This is a genomic window from Actinomadura macrotermitis, assembly GCF_009604375.1.
Lineage (GTDB): Bacteria > Actinomycetota > Actinomycetes > Streptosporangiales > Streptosporangiaceae > Spirillospora > Spirillospora macrotermitis.
In genome coordinates this window covers 560,522-586,663 of the sequence record NZ_WEGH01000003.1, presented here as the reverse complement: position 1 = coordinate 586,663, position 26,142 = coordinate 560,522, and the positions used below count along the sequence as shown (strand labels likewise).

General features: G+C 72.2%; 25 protein-coding genes. 14 read left to right on the top strand and 11 right to left on the bottom strand.

Annotation, left to right across the window (positions count from 1 at the left end):
• Nucleotides 1-6: 6 nt before the first annotated feature.
• Nucleotides 7-1,542: an ATP-dependent DNA ligase gene (locus ACRB68_RS23845; RefSeq protein WP_153536085.1), complete on the bottom strand. Its 1,536-nt coding sequence runs from the start codon at nt 1,540-1,542 to the stop codon at nt 7-9.
• A gap of 108 nt (nt 1,543-1,650) precedes the next feature.
• Here ACRB68_RS23845 and ACRB68_RS23840 point away from each other — a divergent pair, with 108 nt between their 5' ends.
• On the top strand, nt 1,651-2,427 hold the full coding sequence (locus ACRB68_RS23840) for a hypothetical protein (protein WP_153536083.1): 777 nt from the start codon (nt 1,651-1,653) through the stop codon (nt 2,425-2,427).
• Nucleotides 2,428-2,753: 326 nt separating this feature from the next.
• On the top strand, nt 2,754-3,425 hold the full coding sequence (locus ACRB68_RS42120; RefSeq protein WP_328594670.1) for a 4'-phosphopantetheinyl transferase family protein: 672 nt from the start codon (nt 2,754-2,756) through the stop codon (nt 3,423-3,425).
• Here the strand turns inward: ACRB68_RS42120 and ACRB68_RS23830 are convergent.
• The gene (locus ACRB68_RS23830) at nt 3,422-4,531 is read right to left on the bottom strand and encodes a ferritin-like domain-containing protein (protein WP_328594669.1); all 1,110 of its coding nucleotides are present in this window, start codon (nt 4,529-4,531) and stop codon (nt 3,422-3,424) included. The two genes, ACRB68_RS42120 and ACRB68_RS23830, sit on opposite strands and share 4 nt — an antisense overlap.
• A 106-nt stretch (nt 4,532-4,637) precedes the next feature.
• Here ACRB68_RS23830 and ACRB68_RS23825 point away from each other — a divergent pair, with 106 nt between their 5' ends.
• Nucleotides 4,638-5,312, top strand: coding sequence for a TetR/AcrR family transcriptional regulator (locus ACRB68_RS23825; RefSeq protein ID WP_153536079.1), 675 nt, complete (start codon nt 4,638-4,640; stop codon nt 5,310-5,312).
• Between the two features lie 280 nt (nt 5,313-5,592).
• The gene (locus ACRB68_RS23820) at nt 5,593-6,387 is read left to right on the top strand and encodes an SDR family NAD(P)-dependent oxidoreductase (protein WP_153536077.1); all 795 of its coding nucleotides are present in this window, start codon (nt 5,593-5,595) and stop codon (nt 6,385-6,387) included.
• An 81-nt stretch (nt 6,388-6,468) separates the two neighbouring features.
• On the opposite strand, the gene ACRB68_RS23815 is transcribed toward ACRB68_RS23820, so the two are convergent.
• Nucleotides 6,469-7,056 carry a TetR/AcrR family transcriptional regulator gene (locus tag ACRB68_RS23815; RefSeq protein ID WP_153536075.1) on the bottom strand — a complete coding sequence of 196 codons (588 nt, stop codon included), beginning with the start codon at nt 7,054-7,056 and terminating at the stop codon, nt 6,469-6,471.
• A gap of 186 nt (nt 7,057-7,242) precedes the next feature.
• On the opposite strand from ACRB68_RS23815, the gene groL reads away from it, so the two are divergent.
• Nucleotides 7,243-8,868, top strand: coding sequence for a chaperonin GroEL (gene groL, locus ACRB68_RS23810; RefSeq protein ID WP_153536074.1), 1,626 nt, complete (start codon nt 7,243-7,245; stop codon nt 8,866-8,868).
• 53 nt (nt 8,869-8,921) lie between these two features.
• On the opposite strand, the gene ACRB68_RS23805 is transcribed toward groL, so the two are convergent.
• Nucleotides 8,922-9,425 carry a YfbM family protein gene (locus tag ACRB68_RS23805; protein WP_153536072.1) on the bottom strand — a complete coding sequence of 168 codons (504 nt, stop codon included), beginning with the start codon at nt 9,423-9,425 and terminating at the stop codon, nt 8,922-8,924.
• Nucleotides 9,426-9,589: 164 nt separating this feature from the next.
• Between ACRB68_RS23805 and ACRB68_RS23800 the strand changes: the two genes are divergently transcribed.
• Nucleotides 9,590-11,203, top strand: coding sequence for an amidohydrolase family protein (locus tag ACRB68_RS23800; protein ID WP_153536070.1), 1,614 nt, complete (start codon nt 9,590-9,592; stop codon nt 11,201-11,203).
• On the opposite strand, the gene ACRB68_RS23795 is transcribed toward ACRB68_RS23800, so the two are convergent.
• Nucleotides 11,196-11,810 carry a TetR/AcrR family transcriptional regulator gene (locus ACRB68_RS23795; protein WP_328594667.1) on the bottom strand — a complete coding sequence of 205 codons (615 nt, stop codon included), beginning with the start codon at nt 11,808-11,810 and terminating at the stop codon, nt 11,196-11,198. The genes ACRB68_RS23800 and ACRB68_RS23795 overlap by 8 nt on opposite strands.
• An 84-nt stretch (nt 11,811-11,894) precedes the next feature.
• On the opposite strand from ACRB68_RS23795, the gene ACRB68_RS23790 reads away from it, so the two are divergent.
• Nucleotides 11,895-13,358, top strand: a complete 1,464-nt coding sequence (locus ACRB68_RS23790; RefSeq protein WP_153536068.1) for a flavin-containing monooxygenase — start codon at nt 11,895-11,897, stop codon at nt 13,356-13,358.
• 33 nt (nt 13,359-13,391) lie between these two features.
• Here ACRB68_RS23790 and ACRB68_RS23785 read toward each other — a convergent pair whose 3' ends face one another.
• The 3 genes from ACRB68_RS23785 to ACRB68_RS23775 all read right to left on the bottom strand — a co-directional run bounded on the left by ACRB68_RS23785 (nt 13,392) and on the right by ACRB68_RS23775 (nt 16,126).
• Nucleotides 13,392-14,039, bottom strand: a complete 648-nt coding sequence (locus tag ACRB68_RS23785; RefSeq protein WP_153536066.1) for a TetR/AcrR family transcriptional regulator — start codon at nt 14,037-14,039, stop codon at nt 13,392-13,394.
• 85 nt (nt 14,040-14,124) lie between these two features.
• Complete coding sequence (locus ACRB68_RS23780; RefSeq protein ID WP_153536065.1) at nt 14,125-15,618, bottom strand: ArnT family glycosyltransferase; 1,494 nt, start codon at nt 15,616-15,618, stop codon at nt 14,125-14,127.
• A gap of 61 nt (nt 15,619-15,679) precedes the next feature.
• A complete protein-coding gene (locus ACRB68_RS23775) occupies nt 15,680-16,126 on the bottom strand; it encodes a MarR family winged helix-turn-helix transcriptional regulator (protein ID WP_153536063.1) in 447 nt (148 codons plus the stop codon).
• Nucleotides 16,127-16,222: 96 nt separating this feature from the next.
• Here ACRB68_RS23775 and ACRB68_RS23770 point away from each other — a divergent pair, with 96 nt between their 5' ends.
• From ACRB68_RS23770 to ACRB68_RS23760, 3 genes are all read left to right on the top strand, one after another.
• A complete protein-coding gene (locus tag ACRB68_RS23770; RefSeq protein WP_328594665.1) occupies nt 16,223-18,007 on the top strand; it encodes an ABC transporter ATP-binding protein in 1,785 nt (594 codons plus the stop codon).
• 70 nt (nt 18,008-18,077) lie between these two features.
• Nucleotides 18,078-18,347 carry a sulfurtransferase TusA family protein gene (locus tag ACRB68_RS23765; RefSeq protein ID WP_153536061.1) on the top strand — a complete coding sequence of 90 codons (270 nt, stop codon included), beginning with the start codon at nt 18,078-18,080 and terminating at the stop codon, nt 18,345-18,347.
• A gap of 30 nt (nt 18,348-18,377) precedes the next feature.
• Complete coding sequence (locus tag ACRB68_RS23760) at nt 18,378-20,024, top strand: ABC-F family ATP-binding cassette domain-containing protein (RefSeq protein WP_153536059.1); 1,647 nt, start codon at nt 18,378-18,380, stop codon at nt 20,022-20,024.
• Here the strand turns inward: ACRB68_RS23760 and ACRB68_RS23755 are convergent, their stop codons facing one another.
• From ACRB68_RS23755 to ACRB68_RS23745, 3 genes are all read right to left on the bottom strand, one after another.
• Nucleotides 20,025-20,633, bottom strand: coding sequence for a TetR/AcrR family transcriptional regulator (locus ACRB68_RS23755; RefSeq protein WP_153536057.1), 609 nt, complete (start codon nt 20,631-20,633; stop codon nt 20,025-20,027).
• A gap of 12 nt (nt 20,634-20,645) precedes the next feature.
• Entirely contained in the window at nt 20,646-21,461 is an 816-nt protein-coding gene (locus tag ACRB68_RS23750) for an aggregation-promoting factor C-terminal-like domain-containing protein (RefSeq protein WP_153536055.1), read from the bottom strand.
• A 79-nt stretch (nt 21,462-21,540) separates the two neighbouring features.
• A complete protein-coding gene (locus ACRB68_RS23745) occupies nt 21,541-22,053 on the bottom strand; it encodes a MarR family winged helix-turn-helix transcriptional regulator (protein WP_328594664.1) in 513 nt (170 codons plus the stop codon).
• Between the two features lie 276 nt (nt 22,054-22,329).
• Here ACRB68_RS23745 and ACRB68_RS23740 point away from each other — a divergent pair, with 276 nt between their 5' ends.
• From ACRB68_RS23740 to ACRB68_RS23725, 4 genes are read left to right on the top strand one after another with little or no spacing between them, the layout of a single operon-like run.
• Nucleotides 22,330-23,133 carry an MlaE family ABC transporter permease gene (locus tag ACRB68_RS23740; protein WP_153536053.1) on the top strand — a complete coding sequence of 268 codons (804 nt, stop codon included), beginning with the start codon at nt 22,330-22,332 and terminating at the stop codon, nt 23,131-23,133.
• Nucleotides 23,133-23,987 (top strand): MlaE family ABC transporter permease, encoded by an 855-nt coding sequence (locus tag ACRB68_RS23735; RefSeq protein ID WP_153536051.1) that lies wholly within the window; start codon nt 23,133-23,135, stop codon nt 23,985-23,987. Before ACRB68_RS23740 ends, ACRB68_RS23735 begins: the two co-directional genes overlap by 1 nt.
• Nucleotides 23,984-25,063 carry an MCE family protein gene (locus ACRB68_RS23730; RefSeq protein WP_153536049.1) on the top strand — a complete coding sequence of 360 codons (1,080 nt, stop codon included), beginning with the start codon at nt 23,984-23,986 and terminating at the stop codon, nt 25,061-25,063. The genes ACRB68_RS23735 and ACRB68_RS23730 overlap by 4 nt, the downstream gene beginning before the upstream one ends.
• Nucleotides 25,060-26,142 (top strand): MCE family protein, encoded by a 1,083-nt coding sequence (locus ACRB68_RS23725; protein ID WP_153536048.1) that lies wholly within the window; start codon nt 25,060-25,062, stop codon nt 26,140-26,142. The genes ACRB68_RS23730 and ACRB68_RS23725 overlap by 4 nt, the downstream gene beginning before the upstream one ends.

Sequence of the window (26,142 nt, the reverse complement as noted above, 5' to 3'; positions counted from 1 at the left end):
GCGCGCTCAGTCGATGACCGGGGCGACCGCGCGCACCGTGTCGATGGTGTCGGCCTCGGCCGCCCGCTTGTCCGGCCGGTAGCGCAGCACCCGGGCGAAGCGGAGCGCGAGGCCGCCGGGGTAGCGGGGGCTGCGCTGCACCCCGTCGAAGGCGATCTCCACGACGAGCTCGGGGCGCACGTGCACCGTCCAGTCGTCCTCGCGGACGGCCAGGGCGCGCAGCCGCTCGGTCTGCCAGGCCAGCAGCTCGTCGGTGAGGCCCTTGAAGGTCTTGCCGAGCATGACGAACCCGCCGCTCTGCGGATCGCGGGCGCCGAGGTGCAGGTTGGACAGCAGGCCCGCGCGGCGGCCGTGCCCCCACTCCACGGCGAGCACCACCAGGTCCAGGGTGTGCCGCGGCTTCACCTTGATCCACCCGGCGCCGCGGCGGCCCGCGGTGTAGGGCGTCTCGGGCGATTTGACCAGCACGCCCTCGTGGCCGCGCGCGACGGCGTCGTCGAAGAACGCCTTCGCCTCGCCGGGGTCGGCGGTGACGATGCGCGGCATCCGCAGTGGCCCGGGGACGACCCGGGCGAGCGCCTCGCCGCGCTCGTGGCCGGGCCGGTCGAGCAGGTCGGCGCCGTCCAGGTGCAGCACGTCGAACAGCAAGACCGACAGCGGGACCTGCGGGGCGTCGCGGGCGGTGCGGGTCGCGGTGCGCGCGGCGGTGACCTGGAAGGGGTGCGGCGAGCCGTCCGGGCGCAGCGCGATCAGCTCGCCGTCGAACACCGCGTCGCGGACCGGCAGCTCCTTCAGCGCCGCGACGACCTCGGGCAGCCGGCCGGTGATCTCGTCGAGGGTGCGGGTGAAGACGCGGACCGTGCCGCCGGTGATGTGGACCTGGGCGCGGACGCCGTCCAGCTTCCACTCCACCGCCGCCGGGCCGCCGATCTTGGCCAGGGCCTCGTCGACCGACGGCGCGGCGGCGGCCAGCATCGGCCTGACCGGGCGGCCGACCTCCAGCGTGAACGCCGCCAGCCCCGCGGCGCCGTCGGCGAGCGCCGTGGTGGCGACCGGGCCGAGCGCGCCGCGCAGCATCACCGCGCGCCGCACCTGCGCCGCCGGGACCCCGGCCGCCGCCGCGATCGCCTCGGCCATCACGCCGTCCAGCGCGCCCTGGCGCAGCTCGCCCGACAGCAGCCGGACCAGGAACCCCTGCTCGGCGCCGGTGGCGCGGGCGAACAGGACGTGCAGCAGCTCGCGCCGCCGGGCCACCGAGCCCTTGCCCGCGACCGCGCCGATCTCGCCGAACGCCGCGTCGACCTGCGCCACCGTCAGCGACGGCTCCCCGGCGGGCGGCGGCGTCTCGCGCAGCGCCGCGTAGCCGACGCCGATCTGCCGCTGGGGCAGCTCGCCGGACAGGTAGGCGACGACGACGGCGGCCTCGCCCGGCGCGGCGCCCCGCAGACAGGCCGCCAGCGCGGCCACCTTGACCTTGCGGGCGGGTGAGGCCGACACCGCCTCGGACGTCTGGGCGATCTCTGCGAGCAGCACGTCACCCATTGTGTCGCCCGGGTCCGACATTACGAGGCGGCGGGGAGTCTGGTCAGACGGCGCCGGGCTGAATACCTTTTCAACGGGTAGGGGCAATCGGGGGATTAAGGAGCCGTGGTGGGCCTTCCGCGTCCGTCGGAGCCATTTCAACGGGTCTATTCGGCGCCCGAGCCGCCGTCGCCGGCCCGCCGGCCGCGGCTGCTCGCGTGGATCGTCGGGCTGGCCGCGTTCGCGCTCGCCGCGGGGACGGTGTTCCTGCTGGCCCCCGGTGGCGACGAGGGCCGCACGGTGGCACGCTCCACTCCGCCGTCCAGTGCCCCGCGGGCGAGCGCGCCGCCGACGAGCGCCCCGCCGTCCACCACGCGGCCGAGTCCGGCGCCCACCACGGCGGCCCCGGTGCGCCCCCTTGCCGCGCTGCCGCCGGTGTGCGGCGCGCCGTCGCCGGCGACCGTGCGCACCCTGGTGCCGTCCGCCCGCCGCGACCAGGGCGCCAATGAGATCCTCACCACGTGCACCTACACCGCGACCCGGGGCCCGTTCCGCTGGCTGCGGGTCGAGGCGCGCCTGAGCGCGCCGTCCAACAGCGCCGCCCCGGTGGAGGACGCGCGCCGCTTCTTCGCCTCGCAGTGGGCGCAGGCCCGCGACAACGACCTGGCCCGGGTGCTCACCCTGGAGCGGACGAGCGGCCTCGGCGACGAGGCGTTCCGCCTGTTCAAGGTCGACAAGGGGCAGCCGACGGCCGTCGGCGAGGTGACCATGCGGCTGCGCAACGCCGTGGTGACGGTGGGCTACAGCGAAATGGTGCCGGCCAAGGGCGACGCCGCCGGGCGCGAGCGCGCCTGCCTGGCAAAGGCGGCGCAGGTCGCCCGGGAAGTGATGAAGACCTACCGATGAACCATTTGTGACCTCAATTGGCCGATCATGGCTTATGTACTGTCAATCCCTCCTAGGGTGTTCCGTAAAGGGGAGGGAGATGACGGCCGGGGCCGGTGTGACGGAACCCGGTCGTCGTGTGAACGCCTGGGAGGAGGAGGTCGACGCCGTGGCCGCGAAACCGGCAGGTGTGTCCTGGGTGTGATGACCCCAGGTGAGGGGCGGGAGCACCCGCCACGCAGTGTGCAGGGGCCGCCGGGCGTACGATGCCCGGTGGCCCCCGTGATCTCCCGGGGGCCGACCGCGGCCGGGACCCGGCCGTGACAGCGCACGGAGCGGAGAGTCAAGTGGAACCGGTTACCGTCTGGTGGGCAGACCCGGCCGCCGCGACCCCCGCGCTGATCGCGCTGCTGAACCCGGTGGAACGCGCCCGCCGCGACCGCTACCAGCGCCCGCAGGACCAGGACCGGTTCACGCTCGGCGTCGCGATGAGCCGCACCGCGCTCGCGCCGCTGCTCGGCGTCGCACCGGAACGTGTTCCCCTCGACCGCACCTGCGCGGACTGCGGCGCGCCGCACGGCGCCCCCCGCGTCGCGGGCGGCCCGCACCTGTCGGTCTCGCACTCGGGCGACCGGGTCGCGGTGGCGCTGTCCCCGCACGGCCCGCTCGGCGTGGACGTCGAGGCCGCGACCGGCCGGATGACGGCCGACATCGCCGGCCACCTCCTGGCGCCCGGCGAGTCCGCCGCGGCCGAGGCCGACCTGCTCGCCTACTGGACGCGCAAGGAGGCCCTCACCAAGGCCACCGGCGACGGCCTGCGCGAGCCCTTCACGAACCTGCGCGTGTCGCCCCCGTCCGCCCCGCCCCGCCTGCTCGCCTGGGAGGGCCGCCCCGACCTGGCGGCCCGCTTCACCCTGCACGCCCTGGACCCGGGCCCCGGCCACACCGCCTGCCTGGCCCTGCTGGACCACCCCGCCGAGGTCCCCGTCCAGGAACGCCCCTTCGCCCCGGCCGGCTAGGAGGCGGCGATCTCCTCGGCGATGACGGCGTCGACCTCGGCCTTGCGGTCGGCCTCCTCGGCCGCGAAGCGCTCGGCGTCGAGCTTCTCGGCGAGCTCCTCGTCCTGGCGCATCAGCGCCTCCAGGTCGGACCTGGACGCCTCCAGCACGCCCATCTCCTCGAACGTGGCCTGGATGCGCGGGCTCCACAGGCCGATGTCCTTCACGCACGGCACGATCCGGCTGAACAGCAGGCTCTGGAACATCCGCATGTAGGGAGAGTTCCGCACCAGCTCGTCGACCTCGTTCGAGTCGATGCCGAAGTTCGTCCAGATCTCCCGGCCGCGGATGCGGTCGCGCATCAGGTAGCAGCCGTCGATGACGAACTCCTCGCGCTCCTTCAGCTCCGGCGCCGACAGCTCCTTGTAGTAGTCGCGCAGGGCGAGGCGGCCGAACGCGACGTGCCGCGCCTCGTCCTGCATGACGTAGGACAGGATCTGCTTCGGCAGCGGCTTGGTCGTGACGTCGCGGATGACGCCGAACGCGGCGAGCGCCAGGCCCTCGATCAGCACCTGCATGCCGAGGTAGGGCATGTCCCAGCGCGCGTCGCTCAGCGTCTCGGTCAGCAGGTCCTGCAGCTTGGTGTTGATCGGGTAGACCATCCCGATCTTGTCCTGCAGGAAGCGGGAGAAGATCTCCACGTGCCGGGCCTCGTCCATGGTCTGGGTGGCCGAGTAGAACTTGGCGTCCAGGTCGGGCACCGTCTCCACGATCCGGGCGGCGGTGATCATCGCGCCCTGCTCGCCGTGCACGAACTGGGAGAACTGCCACGAGGTGGAGTGCTGGCGCAGCAGCCGGCGGTCCTTGTCGCCCATCTTGTCCCAGTACGGTGTGCCGTAGATGGCGAGGGCCTGGTCGGGGATGCCGAGCGCGTTGCCCGGGTCGACCTCCAGGTCCCAGTCGATGCGCTTGACCGAGTCCCACTGCTTGTCCTTGCCCTTCTGGTACAGGGCGAGGAGCCGGTCGCGGCCGTCGTCGTACTCCCAGGTGAACCGGGTGTCCCCGGCGAGCGGCACGTCCCAGGTGGACGTGGGGACCGGGTCGGTGTAGAGGTCATGGGTCGACACGGGTGGTACCTCCGCGGGAGAGCCTACGTACGATGTACGTCCGACGTACGTTGTACGTACCGTGTCATGGGGTACTTACCGTGTCAATGGCACAGAAGGCGGTCGGATGGCAAGGAAAGACGTTCCGGAGACGCGGCCGGCCCTCACCCGCGCGCGGATCGTGCAGGCGGCCGTCGACCTGATCGAGCGCTCCGGAGTCGAGGCCCTGTCCATGCGCGCCGTCGCCGCCGAGGTGGGCGTGGCGGTGATGTCGCTGTACAACCACGTGCCGAACAAGGCCGCCCTCCTGGAGGGGGTGGCCGCCTACGTCGTCGCCGGCATGGACCTGGAGGTCGCCGACCCCGCCGAACTGGACTGGCGCGACCAGGCCCGCGCCCTCATCCGCGCCTTCCGCAAGGCCGCGCACGACCATCCGCGCTGCATCACGGTCCTGTTCACCCACAAGATCGAGACCCCGGTGGCGCTGCGCCCGGCCGAGCGCGCCCTCGCCCTCGCCGACGCGGCCGGCTTCGACGGCCCCACCTCGGTGCGCATCATGCGCGCCCTGCTGGCCTACGCCCTCGGCGCCCAGCTGCGCGAGACCAGCACGGTCGAGGTCCTGGACCGGCTGCCCGAGGGCCTGGCCGGCGTCTACCCCGGCCTCGACCCGGCCGAGTACCCGCACGTCGTGGCGCTGTCGGCGGAACTGTCGCGGCACGACCCCGAGACCGACTTCGAGTTCGGCCTGGACCTGCTCATCACCGCCCTGGACGCCCTGCCCCGCCGCAGCCGCCCCGCCTAAAGGCCGTGTCGTAACTGTGGGGTGGACCGGGGCGATGTCCTGGTGTGGTGCAGGTGCTGTCAGCGGTTGAGGCGCGGTGGCCGGCTGACCGACCATCACAGCCCGCTTCACCACACAGTGACGAGACAGCCTTCAGAGGAGATGCTCGGGGCATGCGGGGCTTGACTTGAGGTTCGTCTCGTTCCCGATGCGTTCCTAAGGCTGCCGAGCTGGTGCGGATCGATGGAGAGCGCGTCTTTTGGCGCCGCACCGCCTGACTTTCCGGCCAATGGAGGATCTCATGGCAGTCGACAACATCAACCCCACCCCGCTCGCGTACAAGGGAGACCGCCTCAAGGGACGCAGGGTCCTGGTCGTCGGCGCGTCGAGCGGCATCGGCGCGGCGGCCGTGCGTCGCTTCGCCGCAGAGGGGGCCGCAGTGATCGCCACCGCCCGCCGGGAGGAGCGGCTCGCCGCGTTGTGCAAGGAGGTCACCGCCGAGGGCGGGGACGCCTCGTTCGTCGTCGGCGACGTCACCGACGAGGAATCCATCGCCGAGGCCGTGAACGTCGCGGTGGAACGCATGGGAGGCCTGGACGGCGCTTTCAACGCCGCCGGCGTCGGTGGAGCGGGCCGGTTGCACGAGACCGAGGCCGCCGACTTCGATCGGGTCGTCGCGGTCAACCTGCGCGGCACGTTCCTCGCCATGAAGTATCAGATCAGGGCGATGCTGGCGGGCGAGGGCGGCGCGATCGTCAACACCTCCTCGATCGGTGGCCTGGTGGCCGCGCCGGCCCTGACGTCCTACGGCGCCACCAAGTGGGGTGTCAACAGCCTCACCAAGAGTGCCGCGGTCGGCTACGCCGCGCAGAACATCCGGGTCAATGCCATCGCCCCGGCCGCCACTTTGAGCGAGATGCTCGAACAGTGGCTGCCCACCGACGAGGCCAAGCGTGCGATGGCCGCCCAGACTCCTCTCAACTTCATCGCCTTGCCCGACGACATGGCGCGCGTGGCCCTCTATCTGCTGTCTGACGAGTCTCGCTGGATCACCGGCACTGTCCTGCCCGTCGACGGTGGAGCCTCCGCGACCTGATGCGTCCCCGCACCGCCGACCCGGGCGCCCACGGCCGGACCGTGTCGGCCTGGTCGAAGGGGCGCCGGGCGGGCGCGGGCGTTACGGGAGGACGTGCCTCAGGGCGGGGCGGAGTATGTCGGCGAACGAGTCGGTGGTCCGCGTGCCGAGCCAGTGCCGGGCGGCGGTTCTGATGGCGGCGGCGATCGCCGCCGCCATGACCTGGGGATAGAGGTCGCGCTCGGGGTCGGCGCCGGTGCGTTCGGCGATCGCTTCGGCCAGGGGTTCCTCGGCCGCCGTGAAGGCCTTCAGGACCTCCCTTTCGAGGCCGGGCTCGGACATCATCAGCTGCAGGCCGGCCTTGTCGGGCTCCGGGCCGGTGTAGTGCTCGATCACGGCCGCCTCGATGGCCTGGCCGAGCGGTTCGCCGGCCGGCCTGGAGCGCAGCGCCCGGCCGAGGCGCCGGGCGCGGTCGGTCTCCAGGGCGCAGATCGCCTCCTCCCGGCTGGCGAAGTAGTTGTTGTAGGTGCGGGGCGACACCCCGGCCGCCTCGGCGATGTCGCGCACCCGCACGAGGGCGAGGCCCTGGGGGCCCTGCTCGATGGCCAGGCGGAGCGCGGCGGTGCTGATCGCTTCGCGGGTCGTCTGCTTGTTGCGGGTCCGCAGGTCCGCGGGTTCACCGTCGTTCATGCCCGTCACCCTATCCACTTTTTGCGTGCCGCGCATTAAGTGCGTGGCACGCAAGTTTGTGAGTAGAGTGTGCCGCAGTCGACTGGCACTCGACTCCGGAGAGTGCCAGGCGGGTGGGGCGGCGAGGCCTGTGCGCAGGCCGTCCGTCGCGGGCGCCGTCCCTCCCGGTCAGGTGAAGGAGGAGACATGCCCGCAAGGATGATCGCGTTCGATGAGGAGGCCCGCCGGGGCCTGGAACGCGGCATGAACCAGCTCGCTGACGCCGTCAAGGTGACCCTTGGCCCCAAGGGCCGCAACGTGGTGCTGGAGAAGAAGTGGGGCGCTCCCACGATCACCAACGACGGTGTCTCCATCGCCAAGGAGATCGAGCTGGAGGACCCGTGGGAGAAGATCGGGGCCGAGCTCGTCAAGGAAGTGGCCAAGAAGACCGACGACGTCGCCGGTGACGGCACCACCACCGCGACCGTGCTGGCCCAGGCGCTGGTCCGCGAGGGTCTGCGCAACGTGGCCGCCGGCGCCAACCCGATGTCGCTCAAGCGGGGTATCGAGGCCGCCGTCGAGCGTGTGAGCGCGGAGCTTTCCGCGCTGGCCAAAGATGTGGAGACCAAGGAGCAGATCGCTTCGACGGCCTCCATCTCCGCCGGTGACGCCCAGATCGGCGAGATGATCGCCGAGGCGATGGACAAGGTCGGCAAGGAAGGTGTCATCACCGTCGAGGAGAGCAACACCTTCGGCCTGGAGCTCGAGCTCACCGAGGGCATGCGCTTCGACAAGGGCTACCTGGCGCCGCACTTCGTGACCGACGCCGACCGCCTTGAGGCGGTGCTGGACGAGCCGTACGTGCTCCTGGTCGGGGGGAAGGTCACGGCGAACAAGGACCTGCTCCCGGTGCTGGAAGCGGTGATGCAGACGGGCAAGCCCCTCCTTCTGATCGCCGAGGACGTCGAGGCGGAGGCGCTTGCCACGCTGCTGGTCAACAAGATCCGTGGCATCTTCAAGTCGGTCGCGGTCAAGGCGCCGGGCTTCGGTGACCGCCGCAAGGCCATGCTGGGCGACATCGCGACCCTGACCGGTGGCCAGGTCATCAGCGAGGACGTCGGCCTGAAGCTGGAGAACACCACCCTGGACATGCTGGGCCGTGCCCGCAAGGTGGTCGTCTCCAAGGACGAGACCACCATCGTCGACGGTGCCGGTGACGCCAACGAGATCGCCGGCCGGGTCAACCAGATCCGCACCGAGATCGACGCGACCGACTCCGACTACGACCGCGAGAAGCTGCAGGAGCGGCTGGCCAAGCTGGCCGGCGGTGTGGCGGTCATCAAGGCCGGCGCGGCGACCGAGGTGGAGCTCAAGGAGCGCAAGCACCGCATCGAGGACGCGGTGCGCAACGCCAAGGCGGCCGTGGAGGAGGGCATCGTCCCCGGCGGTGGCGTGGCGCTGCTGCAGGCCGGCACCAAGGCCTTCGACAAGCTGGAGCTGGCCGGCGACGAGGCCACCGGCGCCAACATCGTCAAGCGCGCGCTGGAGGAGCCCCTCAAGCAGATCGCCGTCAACGCCGGCCTGGAGGGCGGTGTGGTGGTGGAGAAGGTGCGCAACCTGACCCCCGGCGAGGGCCTGAACGCCGCCACCGGCGAGTACGTCAACATGTTCGAGTCCGGCATCCTGGACCCGGCCAAGGTGACGCGCTCGGCGCTGCAGAACGCCTCCTCGATCGCGGCCCTGTTCCTGACCACCGAGGCCGTCATCGCCGAGAAGCCGGAGAAGAACGCCGCCCCGGCCATGCCCGACGGCGCCGGCGGCATGGACTTCTGACCCCGTGCCGGGTAGAGGCGGCCCTGGGAAGCCGCCTCTACCCGGCGGCCGCGCTAACCGATCCAGGTGACGACGGCGTGGCCGTCGCGGGCCGCGGCCTGGAAGAACTCCACCAGCGACGCGTAGTGGTAGGTCACGTACTCCAGCGGTTCGCCGCGCTCCCACACGATGTGGGGGTAGATGTCGGCCTTGGCGAGGTCCGCGGGGGTGACGCCCTCGGCCAGGGCGTGGTGGGGGAACGCGGGGAACGCCGCGACGGCGGCGCGGACCCGCTCGGGAGTCAGGTAGCGGGGCGGTCCGTACCCCCAGGCGTCGGCGCCGGGGATCTGCTCCTCGCCGTAGGCGATGTCGACGGGGAACCCGGCACGGTGCAGCAGGAAGTCCAGGGCCTGCCAGGTCTTGTCGATGTCATGGCAGCGCGCCCTCGACGGCCCGGGGGCCTCGTCGAGTTCCGCCTCGATCAGCCGGTCGACCAGCTCCCGGCCCGCGGCCGGGTCGCCGATCGTGCGCTCCAGCTCGGCGGGGGTCAGGCGGACGTACTCTCCGATCATGCTCATGGCGGGGATGCTAGGGCGGGGCACCGACAGTCGGCCGGTGCGCAGAAGGGCAGGGGGCTGCGGCCGCCGGATGTGAATATCTGTCAAGATTTCCGGGGTGCGTTGACAGTGCCGCCGGGGCGCGGCCAACCTGAGTGAAATTCATATTCTCCTCGGGTGGTGGCATGTCCCGTAGGCATCCGGTCGTCCTGGCGATCCTGCTCCTGTCCCTGCTGGTCGCTCCGGCCGCGTCCGGGGCCGCGCCGCCGGACGCCGACGTGGGGGTGGACGGCGCGCCGTTCACCGGCACCGACGCGCAGGGCCGCGTCCGCGGGTACATCGACGCCCACTCCCACCCGATGGCCTACGAGGCGTTCGGCGGCCGGCTCATGTGCGGCAAGCCCTGGGACCCCGACGGGCCCGCCGCGGCCCTGCGCGACTGCCCCGACCACGAGCCGAACGGCGTCCCCGCCTGGTACGAGAACTTCACCCGGCGCGGCACCCCGTTCGGCACGCACGACACCCGGGGCTGGCCGACGTTCAAGGACTGGCCCGCCTACGACTCGCGGACGCACCAGCAGACCTACTACCGCTGGCTCGAGCGGTCCTGGCGGGCCGGGCAGCGGGTCCTGGTCAACGACCTGGTCGCCAACCGGGTGCTGTGCGACCTGTACCCGCTGAAGAAGAACTCCTGCGACGAGATGGACACCATCCGGCTGGAGGCCCGCCGCACCCGCGAGCTGCAGGACTACATCGACCGGCAGAACGGCGGGCCGGGGCGCGGCTGGTTCCGGATCGTGCGCGGTCCCGCCGAGGCGCGGGCCGTCATCAAGCAGGGCAAGCTGGCGGTCGTCCTCGGCATCGAGGCCTCCGAGCCGTTCGGCTGCAAGCAGGTGCTCGGCAAGCCGCAGTGCACCGCCGCCGACATCGACAGGGGCCTGGACGAGGTGCGCCGGCTCGGCGTCAGCTCGATGTTCCTCTGCCACAAGTTCGACAACGCGCTGTGCGGCATCCGGTTCGACGAGGGGATCACCGGCGTGCTGGTGAACACCGGCAACGCCATCAGCAGCGGCCGGTTCTGGCAGGCCGACACCTGCACCGGCCCGCAGCACGACAGCACGCTGTCGCCGGTCAACGACGCGCTCGCCGGGCCGCTGCGGTTCCTGCGGCCGGCCGGGATCACGCTGCCGGTCTATCCGAAGGCGCCGCACTGCAACGTCAACGGGCTCACCGCGCTCGGCGAGCACATGGTCCGCGGCATGATCAAGCGCGGGATGATCGTCGAGGTGGACCACATGAGCGTCAAGGCGGCCGGCCGGACGCTGGACCTGCTGGAGCAGGCGCACTACTCGGGCGTCATCTCCTCGCACAGCTGGATGGACGCCGCCTACGCGCGGCGGGTCTACCGGCTCGGCGGCATGGTCGCCCCGTACGCCTCCACCGCCGCCTCGTTCACCGAGGGGTGGAAGGCCGCCAAGGCCCAGCGCGACGGCCGCTACCTGTTCGGCTACGGGTACGGGCTGGACGCCAACGGGATGGGCGCGCTGCCCGGGCGGCGCGAGGGCAGCGCGGTCCGCTACCCCTTCACCTCGCCGTTCGACAAGAAGGTCACCGTCCGCCAGTTGCGCACCGGTGAGCGGAACTGGGACCTCAACACCGACGGCGTGGCGCACTACGGCCTGGTGCCCGACTGGCTGAAGGACGCCACCGACATCGGCGGCCCGGCGCTCACCGAGGACCTCTCCCTGGGGGCCGAGGCCTACCTGCAGATGTGGCAGCGGGCCTCGGGCGTCAGGTGACGTAGGGGCCGAGGCCCTCCCAGCAGAAGTCGGTCATGTAGCGGGCGGCGTCCTCGGCCGTCACCTCGGGGCGGGCGGTGCGCCACAGGGCGAGCCGCTCGCTCGCGCCGATGATGATCTCGGTGTAGGCGTCGATGGCGGTGCCGGGCGCGTCGGGCACGAACGCGCGCAGCACCCCGCTGATCAGCGTGCTCTGCTGGCGCCGCGTCTCCTCGACGGCGTCGGCCGACTCCGGCGAGCCCGACATGGGCTTCTGCAGGAGCATCACGAACGAGCGGCTGTGGGTGTCGATGAAGTCGAAGTAGGCGACCATGCCCCGGAACAGGATCTCCTGCGGTGTGGACGCCCCCGCGACGGCCTTCTGGGTGACCTCGAACAGCTCGGCCCGGGAGCGGGCGATGCAGCCGAGCAGCAGGCCCTCCTTGGAGCCGAAGTACTCGTACAGCATCGGCTTGGAGACGCCGCAGCGCTCGGCGATCTCGTCCATCGAGGCGCCCTGGTAGCCGTGCTCGCCGAAGACCTCCTCGGCGACGTCCAGCATCTGCTGCTCGCGCTGCGCGCGCGACATCCGGCGGCGGCGCGGGGGACCGGATGTGCTGGCGCTCACAGCGGAATCCTATCTGTTGGACCTACCGTCAGTAACCTACTCATAGTAACTTACTCATAGTAGGTCACTGCGGGAAGGAAGATCATGAGCGAGCGCGCACCGGCGATCGTCATCATCGGCTCGGGCTTCGCCGGGCTCGGCATGGCGATCCAGCTGAAGAAGTCCGGCTTCGACGACTTCGTCATCCTGGAGAAGAGCGACGCCCTCGGCGGTACCTGGCACGACAACACCTATCCCGGATGCGCCTGCGACGTGCCGTCGCACATGTACTCCTTCTCCTTCGAGCTGAACCCCGGCTGGTCGCGCATGTTCGCGCCGCAGCCGGAGATCCGCGCCTACATGGAGCGGGTGGCCGACAAGTACGCGATCCGCGACCACCTGCGCTTCGGCGCGGCCGTGGACAGCCTGGAGTACGACGACGACGCCAAGCGCTGGAACGTCGCGCTGGCGGACGGCGAGGTGCTCACCCCGAAGGCCGTCGTCTCCGGACAGGGCGCGCTGCACGTCCCCTCCTACCCCGACCTGCCCGGCATCGAGCGGTTCCAGGGGACGACCTTCCACTCGGCCGAGTGGAACCACGACTACGACCTGGCCGGCAAGCGCGTCGCGGTGATCGGGACGGGCGCCTCGGCGATCCAGTTCGTGCCGCGGATCGCCAAGCAGGTCGACGAGCTGGTGCTGTTCCAGCGGACGCCGCCGTGGATCCAGCCGAAGCCCGACCGCCCGATCCCCGCGCCGGTGCGCAAGGTGTTCGAGAAGGTCCCCGGCGCCGCCCGCGCGTTCCGCGGCGGCATCTACTGGGCGCTGGAGGCCCGCGCGGTCGGCTTCACCATCGACCCGCGCCTGTCGCTGCCGCAGGAGAAGCTCGCCCGCTGGCACATCGACCGGCAGATCGCCGACCCCGAGCTGCGCGCCAAGGTGACGCCCGACTACACCATCGGCTGCAAGCGGGTGCTGCTGTCCAACGACTACTACCCGGCGCTCACCCGGCCCAACGTGCAGGTGGAGACCTCCGGCGTGGCCGAGGTGCGCGAGAACTCCATCGTCACCGAGGACGGCACCGAGTACGAGGTCGACTGCATCATCTACGGCACCGGCTTCAAGGTGACCGACGCGATCGGCCAGTACCGCATCGTCGGCCGCGACGGGCTGAAGATCCAGGAGGCGTGGGCGGACGGCGTCGAGGCCTACCGCGGCACCACCGTCCCCGGCTTCCCGAACCTGTTCTTCCTGCTCGGCCCGAACACCGGCCTCGGCCACAACTCGGTCGTGTTCATGATCGAGGTGCAGATCCAGCACGTGCTGAGCTGCCTGCGGCTGCTGCAGGCCAGGGGCGGCGACGCGATCGAGCCGAAGCCCGAGGCGCTGCGCTCGTTCAACGACCGCATGCACCGGCGGCTGAACCGGGCGGTGTGGAACGAGGGCGGCTGCCAGAGCTGGTACCTGGACGAGAACGGAGTCAACCGCACGCTGTGGCCGGGGCACACCTTCGAGTTCTGGGCGGGGTCGCGCAAGGCCAAGGAGTCCGACTACGTCATCACCCGCTGACGGCGGCGCCCGCCCCGCGCGCCGGGGCGGGCGCTACTTCAGCGGCGCGAACAGCGGCCGGACGCCGGCGATGAACTGCCGGATGATCGGCCGCTGCTCGGGCGGGGTGCGCCCGCGCAGGCCGAGCACCGGGTCCAGGCCGTCGTAGTAGGGCGCCATCGCCAGGTGCGGCAGCGCCATCAGCAGCAGCGCGGACAGGATGTCGGGATCGGCGTCGGCGCGGATGTCGCCGCGCTCCTGCCACAGCTCGATCGCCGGCCGCACGACCTGCAGGTAGTGCTGGTTGGAGGTGTCGCGCACGATCGAGCGGACGCTGTTGTCGAGCTCGAAGTTGGTGGCGGCGGTGACGGCCCGCTCCAGCGGGTGCTCGGCCATGTACTCGCTCCACTCGCACAAGACGTCGAACAGCCAGCCGTCGAAGGGCTGCTCGAAGTCCAGGCGGGCGATGCGGCGCTCCATCTCCTCGCGGATCCGCCGCGAGGCCTCGTCGCAGACGAAGGCGAAGAACTCCAGCTTGTCGCTGAAGTACTGGAACAGCGAGCCCTTGGCGATCCCGGCCTCGCGGGCGATGGTGTTGAGGCTGCCCGTGGAGTATCCGTGCTCCCCGAACTCGCGCATGGCGACTTCCAGGACGCGTTCGCGCTTGGCGACGTTGAGGCGGTACCACGTGGAGGTGGGCATGAACCTCTGCGGCCTTCCGTCAAGGATGGGCGATCGGAGGGTCAGGATAACGTTCCGCACGGCGCGGCGCGCGGCGCCCGCGCGGTCAGTAGTAGTGCCGCAGCTCCGGCCAGAGCGCTGACCAGGGCCGATGCGGTCCCTCGCACAGCAGGACCGGCCCCCGGTCCTCCTCGTTGTCCACCCCGGTGCGGGTCTCGGCGACCCGGCGGCACGAGGAGAAGAACCGCTCGTGGCCGCGGTCGCCGCGCTGGGTGATGATGAGGACCGGGCCGTCGCGGTCGTCCGGCGGCGGGCCCCAGTCGGCGAAGGCCATGTGCCCCGAGTAGGGCGCGGGCAGGCCGAGGCGCGGCCCGTAGAACGCGATCGCGCCGGCCTCGCCGTAGTTCTCGGTGAAGATCACCGCCCGGCCGCGCCGCTCCGCCGGGATCCGCGCCCAGCCCGCGGCCGCGGCGCGGGCGAGCGCGGGCCAGCCGACCTGCTCGCCCTGCTCGGGGTCGACCGCGTTCGGCACGGCGAGCGCGCTCACCGGCAGGAGCGGCAGGGCGACCAGGGCGCTCATCGCGGCCGCGACGAGCAGCGCGGCCGCCCCGGCCGCCCAGCGCGCGCCGCCGCGCAGCCACCGGGCGAGCGGCGCGCAGCCCGCCGCCATCAACACGATCAGCAGCGGCAGCGCGTAGTACGGCTTGCCGCCGGTGGCGAGGACGAGCCCGCACAGCAGCAGGTAGGCGGGCGGCAGGGCGCGGGCCCAGCGCAGCGCCGGGTCGCGCCGGAGGCGCAGCGCGCCGGCGACCCAGACCGGCACGAACAGCGGCGACAGGTAGACGATCTGCAGCGGCACGAGCATCAGCCGGTTCTCCGCGCCGTCGTCGGCGCTGATCCCGCCCGCGACGGTGAGCTGCGGCCAGCCGTGCGCCGCCTGCCACCACAGGTTCGGCAGCGCGATGAGCAGCGCCGCGGCCACCCCGGCGAGCGGCCACGGGCCGCGCAGCGTGCGGCGCGGCCCGGTCAGCGCGACGGCGGCTGCCAGCGCGGCGGCGAGCAGCACCACCAGGTACTTGTTCTGCATGGCGATCCCGGCGGTGACGCCGATCGGCAGCCACCAGCGGCCGTCGCCGGTGCGCAGCAGGCGGAGCGCCAGCAGGGAGAGCACTATCCAGGCGAGCATGTCGAACGTCGCGGTGGACACCATGTGCCCGATCCCGAGCACGTAGCCGGACGCGGCGGTCAGCACGGCCGCGAGGACCTGCGCGCGGCGGCCCCCGCCGAGCTCGCGGGCGATCGCGGCGATCGCGACGACGGCCGCCGCGCAGGCGAGGGTGGCCGCGACCCGCAGGCCCGGCACCGACCGGCCGAACAGCGCGGTGGTCGCCTTGGCGATCATCGGGGTGAGCGGCGGCTGGTCCACGTACCCCCAGGCCGGATGACCGGCGGCGGCGAGGAAGTACAGCTCGTCGCGGTGCGGGCCGTAGCGGGCGGACAGCGCGGTGAGGACGCCGGCGAGGACCGCGGCGACCGCGAGGACCTGGGCGGCGGCGAACGGCGGCAGCGGTTCCCGGGCGTCCCTGTTCCCCTCGCCCATCGCACGCTCCCGGAGGCCGGTGATGATCGTGACGGACTCTACCCGCCGGGGTGGGCCCGGCTCAGCCGCGTGGCCGGTGGCGGCCGGGGCAGCCGCCGCCGCCGGCGTCGTCGATGACGGTGAGCAGGCCGCGCAGGACCTCGCGCTGCTCGGCGGTCAGCGGGGCGAGCACCTCCTCGGCGGCCTGCCGGCGGATCCCGGCCATCTCGGCGCGGACGGCGCGGCCCCGCTCGGTCGGCTCGACCAGCAGGGAGCGGCGGTTGGCGGGGTCGGGGGTGCGGGTGACCAGGCCCGCCTCCTCCAGGGCGTCCACCAGGGTGGTGACCGAGCGCGGCACCACCTGCAGCCGGTCGGCCAGGTCCACCATGCGCAGCGGCCCGCCGCCGACGACGAGGCGCAGCACGCGGGCCTGCGCGGGGGTGAGGCCGAGCGGGGCGAGGCGCTCGGTCTGGGCGCGGCGGATCCGCTTCGCCGCCCGCACGAACAGGTCGGCCAGGTCGCTCTCCATGCATGTGAGCTTAACTCATTGTCCCGGAAATAATTATGAGGCAAGCTCAGTTAGAGTGACATCCCCTCCGGTGCGAGGCCTGTGAAGGAGCCGCCTGTGAAGCCCGCCGAGACCCCCGCCCCCGCCCCCGCCCCCGCCGACACCCGGCGCGTCCTCCGCCTGTTCCGCCCCTACCGCGCCCGCCTCGCCGTGGTCGGCCTGCTGGTCGGCCTGTCCTCGCTGGTCGCGCTCGCCTCCCCGTTCATGCTGCGCGCCGTGCTGGACGTCGCGCTGCCCCAGGGCCGCACCGGCCTGCTGACGCTGCTCGCCCTCGGCATGATCGCGGTGGCGGTGGCGACCAGCGTGTTCGGCGTCGTGCAGACCTACCTGTCCACCGGCGTCGGCCAGCGCGTCATGCACGACCTGCGCACCGCCGTCTACGCGCACCTGCAGCGGATGCCGCTGGCGTTCTTCACCCGGACCCGCACCGGCGAGGTGCAGTCACGGCTGGCCAGCGACATCGGGTCGATGCAGTCGACCGTCACCTCCACCGCCACCTCGCTGATCTCCAACTTCACCTCGGTCGTGGCGACCGTGGTGGCGATGGTGTTCCTGGACTGGCGGCTCACCCTGATCTCGCTGGTCATGCTGCCGTTCTTCGTCTGGGTGAGCCGCCGCGTCGGCGCCGAGCGCAAGAAGATCACCACCCGGCGGCAGGGGCAGCTGGCCGCCATGTCGGCGATCGTGGAGGAGTCGCTGTCGGTGAGCGGCATCCTGCTCGGCCGCACCATGGGCCGCGCCCCCGCGCTGACCGAGCGGTTCGCCGCCGAGTCCCGCGACCTGGTCGACCTGGAGATCCGGGCCGGCATGGCCGGGCGGTGGCGGCAGTCGACGATCGGCATCATCATGTCGGCGATGCCCGCCGTCATCTACTGGGCGGCCGGCCTCACCGTCTCCCATGGCCGCCCGCTGGTCTCCATCGGCACCCTGGTCGCGTTCACCACCCTGCAGTCGGGCCTGCTGCGCCCGATGGTGCAGCTGCTGCAGACCGGCGTGGAGGTGCAGAGCTCGATGGCGCTGTTCCGCCGCGTCTTCGAGTACCTGGACCTGGAGCCGGGGCTGGAGGAGCCCGCCGAGCCGCGGCCGCTCCGCGCGGTGCGCGGCGACGTGCGGTTCGAGCACGTCGGGTTCGCCTACGAGCCCGGCGCCGACGAGGCGCTGCACGACATCGACCTCACCGTCCCGGCGGGCACGGGCCTGGCCGTCGTCGGCGCGACCGGCTCGGGCAAGACGACCCTCAGCTACCTGGTGCCGCGCCTGTACGACGCCACCGCCGGCCGGATCACCATCGACGGCGTGGACGTGCGCGACGCCTCCTTCGCCGACCTGGCGGACGCGGTCGGCGTGGTCTCCCAGGAGACCTACCTGTTCCACGCCACGGTCGCCGACAACCTGCGCTTCGCCAAGCCGGACGCGACCGACGAGGAGCTGCACGCCGCCGCCCGCGCCGCGCAGATCCACGAGCACATCAGCGCGCTGCCCGACGGCTACGACACGATGGTCGGCGAGCGCGGGTACCGCTTCTCCGGCGGCGAGAAGCAGCGCCTGGCCATCGCCCGCACCATCCTGCGCGACCCGCCGGTGCTGGTGCTGGACGAGGCGACCAGCGCGCTCGACACCCGCACCGAGCAGGCCGTCCAGCAGGCGATCGACGCGCTCAGCCGGGGCCGCACCACCATCACCATCGCGCACCGGCTGTCGACCGTCCGCGACGCGGACCAGATCGTCGTGCTGGAGCACGGCCGGATCGCCGAGCGCGGCACCCATGAGGAGCTGCTGGAGCGCGGCGGCCGCTACGCCGCGCTGGTCGCCCGTGACGGCGACCTCGCCCCCGCCGCCTGAGCGGGCGACGAATGGCCCGGATATGTGGTGATATGTGGGTTGGTTCCCCCGCGGCCGGAAGGACGGGCCCATGGTGCTGATCGACGGCGGCGACCGGTCGTGCGTGCGGTTGCTGCTGGAGCTGCGCGCGCGCATCGCCGGCATGCCGGACGGCACGGTCGTGCACCTCATCGCGACCGACCCCGCCGCGCCCATCGACCTGCCCGCCTGGTGCCACCTGACCGGCCACGCCTACCTCGGGCCCGTCGCCGTCCCCGGCGACCCGCGCCCCGCCTACGGGCTGCGCGTGGCCGCCGACGCCCGGCCGACGCAGGAGGCGTCGCCCTGGCGGGCCGGCTGACCCGCGCGAGCGGATAGCGTGGGGCGCGATATGAGCGCCACTCTCGTCGTCAAGGACCTCGCCGCCGGCCACGGCGACCGCACCCTGTTCTCCGGCCTGGACCTGGTCGTCGCGCCCGGGGACGTCGTCGGCCTCGTCGGCGCCAACGGCGCGGGCAAGTCGACCCTGCTGCGGCTGCTCGCCGGCCTCGGCACGCCCGAGGCGGGGGAGGTGCGCCTCAGCCCCGCCTCCGCCGTCGTCGGCCACCTGCCGCAGGAGCCCGAGCGGCGCCCCGGCGAGACGGTCGGGCAGTTCCTGGCCCGCCGCACCGGCGTGGCGCGGGCCCAGACCGACCTGGACGCCGCGACGCAGGGCCTGGTGGACGGCGCGGAGGGCGCCGACGACGCCTACGCCGTCGCGCTGGAGCGCTGGCTCGCGCTCGGCGGCGCCGACCTGGAGGACCGCGCCGGCGAGGTCGCCGCCGACCTCGGCCTCGCCGTCGGCCTGGACCAGCCGATGACGGCGCTGTCGGGCGGCCAGGCGGCCCGTGCCGGCCTGGCCTCGCTGCTGCTCAGCCGCTACGACGTCTTCCTGCTCGACGAGCCCACCAACGACCTGGACCTGGACGGCCTGGACCGGCTGGAGCGCTTCGTCACCGGCCTGCGCGCCGGGACCGTCCTGGTCAGCCACGACCGCGAGTTCCTCACCCGCACCGTCACCCGCGTCGTGGAGCTGGACCTGGCCCAGCAGCAGGTCAACACCTTCGGCGGCGGCTACGCCTCCTACCTCGCCGAGCGCGAGGTCGCGCGGCGGCACGCCCGCGAGGAGTACGAGGAGTACGCCGGCAAGCTGTCGGGGCTGCAGGAGCGCGGCCGCACGCAGCGCGCCTGGATGGACAAGGGCGTCAAGAACGCCCGCCGCAAGGCCACCGACAACGACAAGATCGGGCGCAAGTTCCGGTCCGAGGCCAGCGAGAAGCAGGCCGCCAAGGCCCGCCAGACCGAGAAGGCGATCGAGCGGCTGGAGGTGGTGGCCGAGCCGCGCAAGGAGTGGGAGCTGCGGATGGAGATCGCCGCCGCGCCCCGCTCGGGCGCGGTGGTGGCGACGCTGCGCGGCGCGGTCGTGCGGCGCGGCGCCTTCGCCCTCGGCCCGGTCGACCTGGAGATCGGCTGGGCCGAGCGGGTCGCGATCACCGGCGCCAACGGCGCGGGCAAGACCACCCTGCTGGCCGCGCTGCTCGGCCGCACCGCCCTGGCCGAGGGGCACGCCGCGCTCGGGCCCGGCGTCGTCGTCGGCGAGGTCGACCAGGCGCGCGGGCTGTTCCTCGGCGACGACGCGCTGCTGGACGCCTTCGGCGCGGCCGTCCCCGACCTGCCCCCGGCCGAGGTGCGCACCCTGCTGGCCAAGTTCGGGCTGCGCGCCGACCACGTGCTGCGGCCCGCCGCGTCCCTGTCGCCGGGCGAGCGCACCCGCGCCGCCCTCGCGCTGCTGCAGGCGCGCGGCGTCAACCTGCTGGTGCTGGACGAGCCGACCAACCACCTGGACCTGCCCGCGATCGAGCAGCTGGAGTCGGCGCTGGACTCCTACCCCGGCACGCTCCTGCTGGTCACCCACGACCGCCGGATGCTGGAGGCGGTCCACACCACCCGCCGCCTGCACGTGGACGCCGGCCGCGTCCAGGAGACGACCCCCGCCTGATCAGCCCGCCAGGCGGACCAGGATGCGGCCGACCTCGTCGATGATCTCGCGGGCGGCGGTGTCGTCGTCGGCGAGCGCGACCTCCCGGCCCGCCTCGCCGATCACCGTGGTCAGCACCAGGCTGAGCACCTGGGTGGCGCGGTCGCCGCCGCGGCCGCGCAGCAGCCTGGTGTTCTGCCCGATCCACCGCTGCGCCCGCTGCCGGCGCAGCAGCGAGAAGCCCGGCGGGCCCTCGCCGCCGTGGAACAGGCGGGCCTCCGCGCGGCGCTCCCAGCACACCTGGAGGTAGGCGCGGGCGCCCGCGACGAACAGGGCGATCGGCTCGCGCTCCCCGGCGGCGCGGGCGGCGGCGACGGCCTGCGCGGCGCGCTCGTCCTGCTCGCCCGACAGTTCCTCCCAGAGCGCGGTGTACAGGCCGGCCTTGCCGCCGTAGTGGTGGTAGAGGCTGCCGACGCTGATCCCGGAGCGCTCGACGATCTCGGCGATGCCGGCGTCGGCGTAGCCCCGGTCGGCGAACACCGGCAGGGCCGCGTCCAGCAGGGCCCGGCGGGTGGCGTCGGCCCGCGCCCAGTGGCGGCCGCCCTCGCCGCCGGCCCTCTCCGTCCGCATACCGCCATCCTGTCAATACCAGTGGTGCGCCGACCACCAGGACCACGCCCCGCAGGGATCTTTGTAACGGGCCTTGATGTAGCCGAGACCCCAGGCGATCTGGGTGGGGGAGGACGTCCGCCAGTCCGCGCCCGCGCTGGCGAGCTTGCTGCCGGGCAGCGCCTGCGGGATGCCGTAGGCGCCGCTGGAGGGGTTCTCCGCCCGCTCGTTCCAGCCGCTCTCGTGCTCCCAGAGCGTCTCCAGCGACGACCAGCAGCGGTCCCAGCCCTTCAGCGCGCTCATCTTTCGGCCGTACTGCTTGTTCTCGCCCGCGCTGGGGTTGGACTTGGCGAGCCGCTCGCGCTCCTGCTCGGCCTTCAGCTTGGCGCGCGCCTTGGCGTCCACCTTCGCCTTGGCCTTCAGCGCCGCCAGCTCCCGGACGTGCTGCTCGTAGGCGCGCTCCTTGGCCCGCGCGACGACGTCGGCCGCGATCGGGTCCATGTCGGACGCGGTGAGCTTGGCGAGCATGTCGTTGGCCGTCATGCCGTCGCCCGCCCCGGGCGGCGGCGCGCTCTTGCCGCCGCCGAGGTCCTCCAGGTCCAGTGCCACCAGGCCGCCCGCCAGGGCGGCGATGCAGACCACCGCGATGGTGGCGTTGTGGGTGAGGAACCGCAGGGCGCGGCGCCCGCCCGGCGGCTTCGGGGGAGCCCCGCCGCCGGGCGGCGGCGCGTTCTCCCGGGAGGGCCTGGGGGCGGGCGGGCGCGGCGCGGCGGGCGCGGGCGCCCCCCGTGCCCTTCCGCCCCTGGTCCTGGCCGTGGGTTTCCTGCGCGTGCCGTGACTCTGTGGCATGGGATCAGATTGCCTTACCGCCGGCGATGTGTGGCCCGTCTTGACGGGCTACGCAGGACGACTCACGCACGGTTCATGTTCAAAGATCTACGTCGCCGGCGGCGAGACGGGCCGGCTGCAGCGCTCCGAAGAGCTCCTCGTGCATGCCGCCGAGCGCGCCGAGCGCCCCGGCCGGCGACTCCAGCGCCTGGTTGACCGCGCCGGCCAGCTCCCGCCCGGCGTCGGTGACGAGGACCAGGGTGGCGCGCCGGTCGCGCGGGTGCGGGGAGCGGGAGACCAGGCCGGCCCGCTCCAGCTGGTCCACGGTCAGCTTCACCGAGGTGGGATGCAGCATCAGCATCCGGCCGAGGGTGCTCAGCCGGGCCTGTCCGGTGGCGGTCAGCGCCAGTGTGGTCAGCAGGAAGTAGCCGGTTCGGCTGAGGCCCGCCTTCTGCAGTTCGGCGTCCATCGCCTTCTTGATGATGGCGTGGAGCCGGCCGATCGAGCAGACGGCCATGAAGGGCCAGGGGCTGCCGGGCAGCCCCTGGTCGGCCCAGCGGTCGTGGATCCCGGTGACCAGCGGGTCCGTGCCCGGGTGAGTGTTGATGTGCACCGGATGATCGTAGCTTCGGACAAAGTGGGTTGTAAGTACTCGCTTCTTAGACCTTTTTTCAATAGAGTGCTCCAGATCACAGGCGGTGCCAGAGTGTCGTCATGACAACGCGGTGCCGCCGGTGTCCTCGGTCCCGCCAGGGACCGTGGGCGGGACGCGACCTGCGCCCGCCCGCGGGCTGGACGGGGCCGATGTTTCGGATGAGCGCCGACGTCCGAGCACGAAGGAGGCTGGCATGACCCTTCACCCCGCCCCCGAGGGGGAGGTCACCGGCTGATGGTCCTCAGCCTGAACAAGGCCCCCGACCTCGCCCGGCGGCGGATCTCCTCCGCCCTGGACGAGACCGGCCTGCTCTGCGTGACGTTCCTGGAGGGCATCCGCCGCACCTGGGACCTGCGCCAGTGGTGGGGCGAGTTCATCGAGCAGTGCTGGTTCCTGGCCCGCGTCACCAGCGTGCCGGTCATGCTGATCGCCGTCCCGCTCGGCGCGACCATCTCGCTGCAGGTGGGCGACATCGCGCGCCAGCTCGGCGCGCAGTCGGGCACCGGCGCGCTGCTGGTCGCCGCGATGATCCAGCAGGTCGCCCCGCTCGCCGCCGCGCTGCTGGTGTCGGGCGTCGGCGGCTCGGCCATCACCTCCGACATGGGGGCGCGCAACATCCGCGACGAGCTCTCGGCCATGGAGGTCATGGGCATCAACCCGATCCACCGCCTGGTCACCCCCAGGCTGTGGGCGGGCAGCACGATCTCGGCCCTGCTGTGCTCGGTGGTGATCCTCGCCGGCGTGCTGGGCGGCTACTACTTCAACGTCATCCAGCAGGGCGTCAGCCCCGGCGCGTTCTTCGACGGCGCCACCACCCTGCTGCAGTTCTCGGACCTGGTGATCACGCTGCTCAAGGCGTGGATCTTCGGCTTCATCGCCGCCGCGGTGGCCTGCTACATGGGCATGAACTGCGACTACGGCCCGGTCGGCGTCGGCCGGGCGGTCAACAAGGCGGTGGTGGTCACCTCGATCGTGGTGTTCGCGGCCAACTACGTGCTCACCATGATCTACCAGGTCCTCGTCCCCCCGAGGATGTAATGGTCGCCTCTTCCCCCGTCAGCAGATTAGGCCGGGCCCTGCAGCACCGGACGGCAGGCCTGGCGCCCTCGGCCGACCTGCCGGTCTTCCTCGGCCGGGTGCTCTACCACCTGTTCGTCGACATCATCGCCCGGCGCAAGTACGGCAGGACCCTGGCCAAGCAGGTCAGCGACATCACCGTCGGCGTCGGCGCGCTGGTCATCGGCGGCGGCATGATCTTCGTGATCGCCACGATGTCGCTGGCCACCGGCGCCATGGTCGGCCTGCAGGGCTACCCGGGCCTGGAGCGGATCGGCGCCGAGGCCTTCACCGGCCTGGTCGCCAGCTACTCCAACGTCCGCGAGGTCACCCCGATCATCGCGGGCGTCGCGCTGGTCGCGCAGGTGGGCACCGGCTTCACCGCCGAGATCGGCGCGATGCGCATCTCCGAGGAGATCGACGCGCTGGAGGTCATGGGCATCAACTCCCTGGCCTACCTGGTGTGCACCCGCGTCGCGGCCGGCGTGATCGCGCTCGTCCCGCTCTACCTGGTGTCGCTGTTCGCGGCGTTCTTCGCCACCCGGTTCATCACCATCAACTACTACGGGCTGTCGCCGGGCATCTACGACTACTACTTCCACCTCTACCTGCCGCCGATCGACGTGTTCTACAGCGTCATCAAGGTCGCGGTGTTCGCCTTCATCGTGATGTTCATCCACTGCTACCGCGGCTACTACGCGGCGGGCGGCCCGGTCGGCGTCGGCGTCGCGGCGGGCCGGGCGATCCGCGAGTCCACCATCTTGATGATCCTGATGAACCTGGTCCTGTCGTACATCTTCTGGGGACACGGCAGCACAGTGAGGTTGACCGGATGAGCGACGAAACCCTCTCCCCGCGCTCGCGCACCCTGTTCGGCCTCGCCGGCGCGGGCGTCATCGCCGCCGCCGCGGCCGTCGTGGCGATCAGCTCCACCCCCTCGCACGCGGGCTCGACGTACCTGGAGGCGGCGTTCTCGCGCGCCGGGCAGGGCCTGGACCCCGGCAAGTCGGACGTGAAGATCCGCGGCATCACCGTCGGCACCGTCGAGAAGATCGACCTGCGCCGGGACGGCCGGGTGGACGTGAAGCTGCGGCTGGACAAGGGCGTCAAGGTCGCCAAGACCGCGACCGCCACCGTCGAGCCGGTGTCGGTGTTCGGCCCGAAGGACATCTCGCTGGACCTCGGCGCGGGCGAGCTGTCGGGCCCCTACCTGGCCGACGGCGGCCGGATCGCCCAGACCAAGGACCCGCAGGAGCTGTCGGACACCGCCTGGCCCACCTACCGGCTGACCAAGGCGATCAACCCCGACGAGCTGGCGGGCATCCTGCACACCTTCTCGGCCGGCCTGAACGGCCAGGGCCCCGCGCTCCGCCGCACCCTGGACAACGGCGCCAAGGTCATCGACGCCACCCACGCCGACCGCGCCTACCTCGCGCAGATCCTCGACCAGGCGCACGGCCTGTCGGGCACGCTCGCCGACCGCGGCGGCACCCTCAACGGCACGATCCGCGACTTCAACTCGCTCGCGCCGGTCGTCTACAGCCGGCCCGACAAGGTGCAGCAGCTCCTGGCGCAGGGCTCCCGGCTCGCCGACGGCGTCGGCGGCACGCTGGCGGCGCACGGCACCAACCTCGGCCGCGTCATCGACGGCACCGGCAAGGCGCTCACCGTGGTGGCGGCGCGCGACGAGAAGCTGCCCGTCATGATCGACGGGCTGAACGGCTTCTTCAACCTGCTCGCCGGGATCATCCGCACCCCCGGGCCGCAGGGCACGATGCTCGCCCAGGCACTGGACGTCTTCCCGCTGGACCTCTGCCAGATCTTCGTCGACAACTGCACGCCCAAGCCGAAGTCCACCGCCTTCGACCTGAGCACCGGCGGCGCGAAGAAGACCGGGCAGGGCCGGCGATGAGCGCGCGCCGCAGGCCCGGCCGCGGGCCCCAGTACGCGGTGACGGCCAAGTTCGGCGTGTTCGTCGTGCTCACCGGCCTGCTGACGTTCTTCATCGGCCAGCAGATCCTGGCCACCAGCTTCGCCGACCGCTACCGGATCAGCGCCGTCTTCGACGACGTCACCGGCCTGCTCGAGCACGACACCGTCAAGATCGCCGGCACCCCGGTCGGCCAGGTGGCCGGCATGCGGATCCGCCAGGGCAAGGCGGTGGTCGTCATGGAGATCGACAAGGACGTGCACGTCCCCGACGACTCCACCGCCGCGATCCGCTGGCGCAACGTCATCGGCCAGCGGGTGGTCTACCTGGAGCCCGGCCGCAGCCCGAACACGCTGCCCCCGCACGGCCGCGTCCCGCACACCCGCTCGGTGGTCGACCTCGGCGAGGTCGTCAACAGCCTCGGGCCGCTCACCCGCAACCTGGATCCCGACCAGCTCAACAAGATCCTGTTCGCGTTCTCCCAGGCGCTGGACGGCAACGAGCAGAACATCAACCTGATGATCAACAACCTGGACGGGCTGCTGCGGACCTTCTCGGCCCGCAGGCAGACCATTCAGGAGATGATCCGGAACTACGAGACGGTGAGCCGGGCGGTGGCCACCCGCGACCGCGAGATCGCCGAGAGCGTCGACAACCTCGCCGAGCTGACGAAGGTGTTCGCGAGCAACCGCAGGCTGCTCGACAACGCCGTGGTGCAGATCTCCGGCGTCACCACCAACCTCAACCAGGTGCTCGGCGGCAACGACGCCGAGCTGGCGCGGATCATCGACAACCTCGGCAGGTTCAGCGACACCTTCCGCATCAACGTGGACGCGCTGGAGACGATGGTGCGGAACCTGCCGCTGACGCTGCGGCAGCTGTTCGCCGCCGCCAACGGCGGCCACTACCTGCGCACCAACGCGCTCTGCCTGAACATCGTGCAGGGGCCCTGCCCCTTCCCGATGCACCTGCCGGCCGCGCCGGGGCAGCCGCCGCAGAACAGCACGCCCAGCCAGGACGACCTGAACAAGCTCAAGCGGATGCTGGCGGGGGTGAAGTGA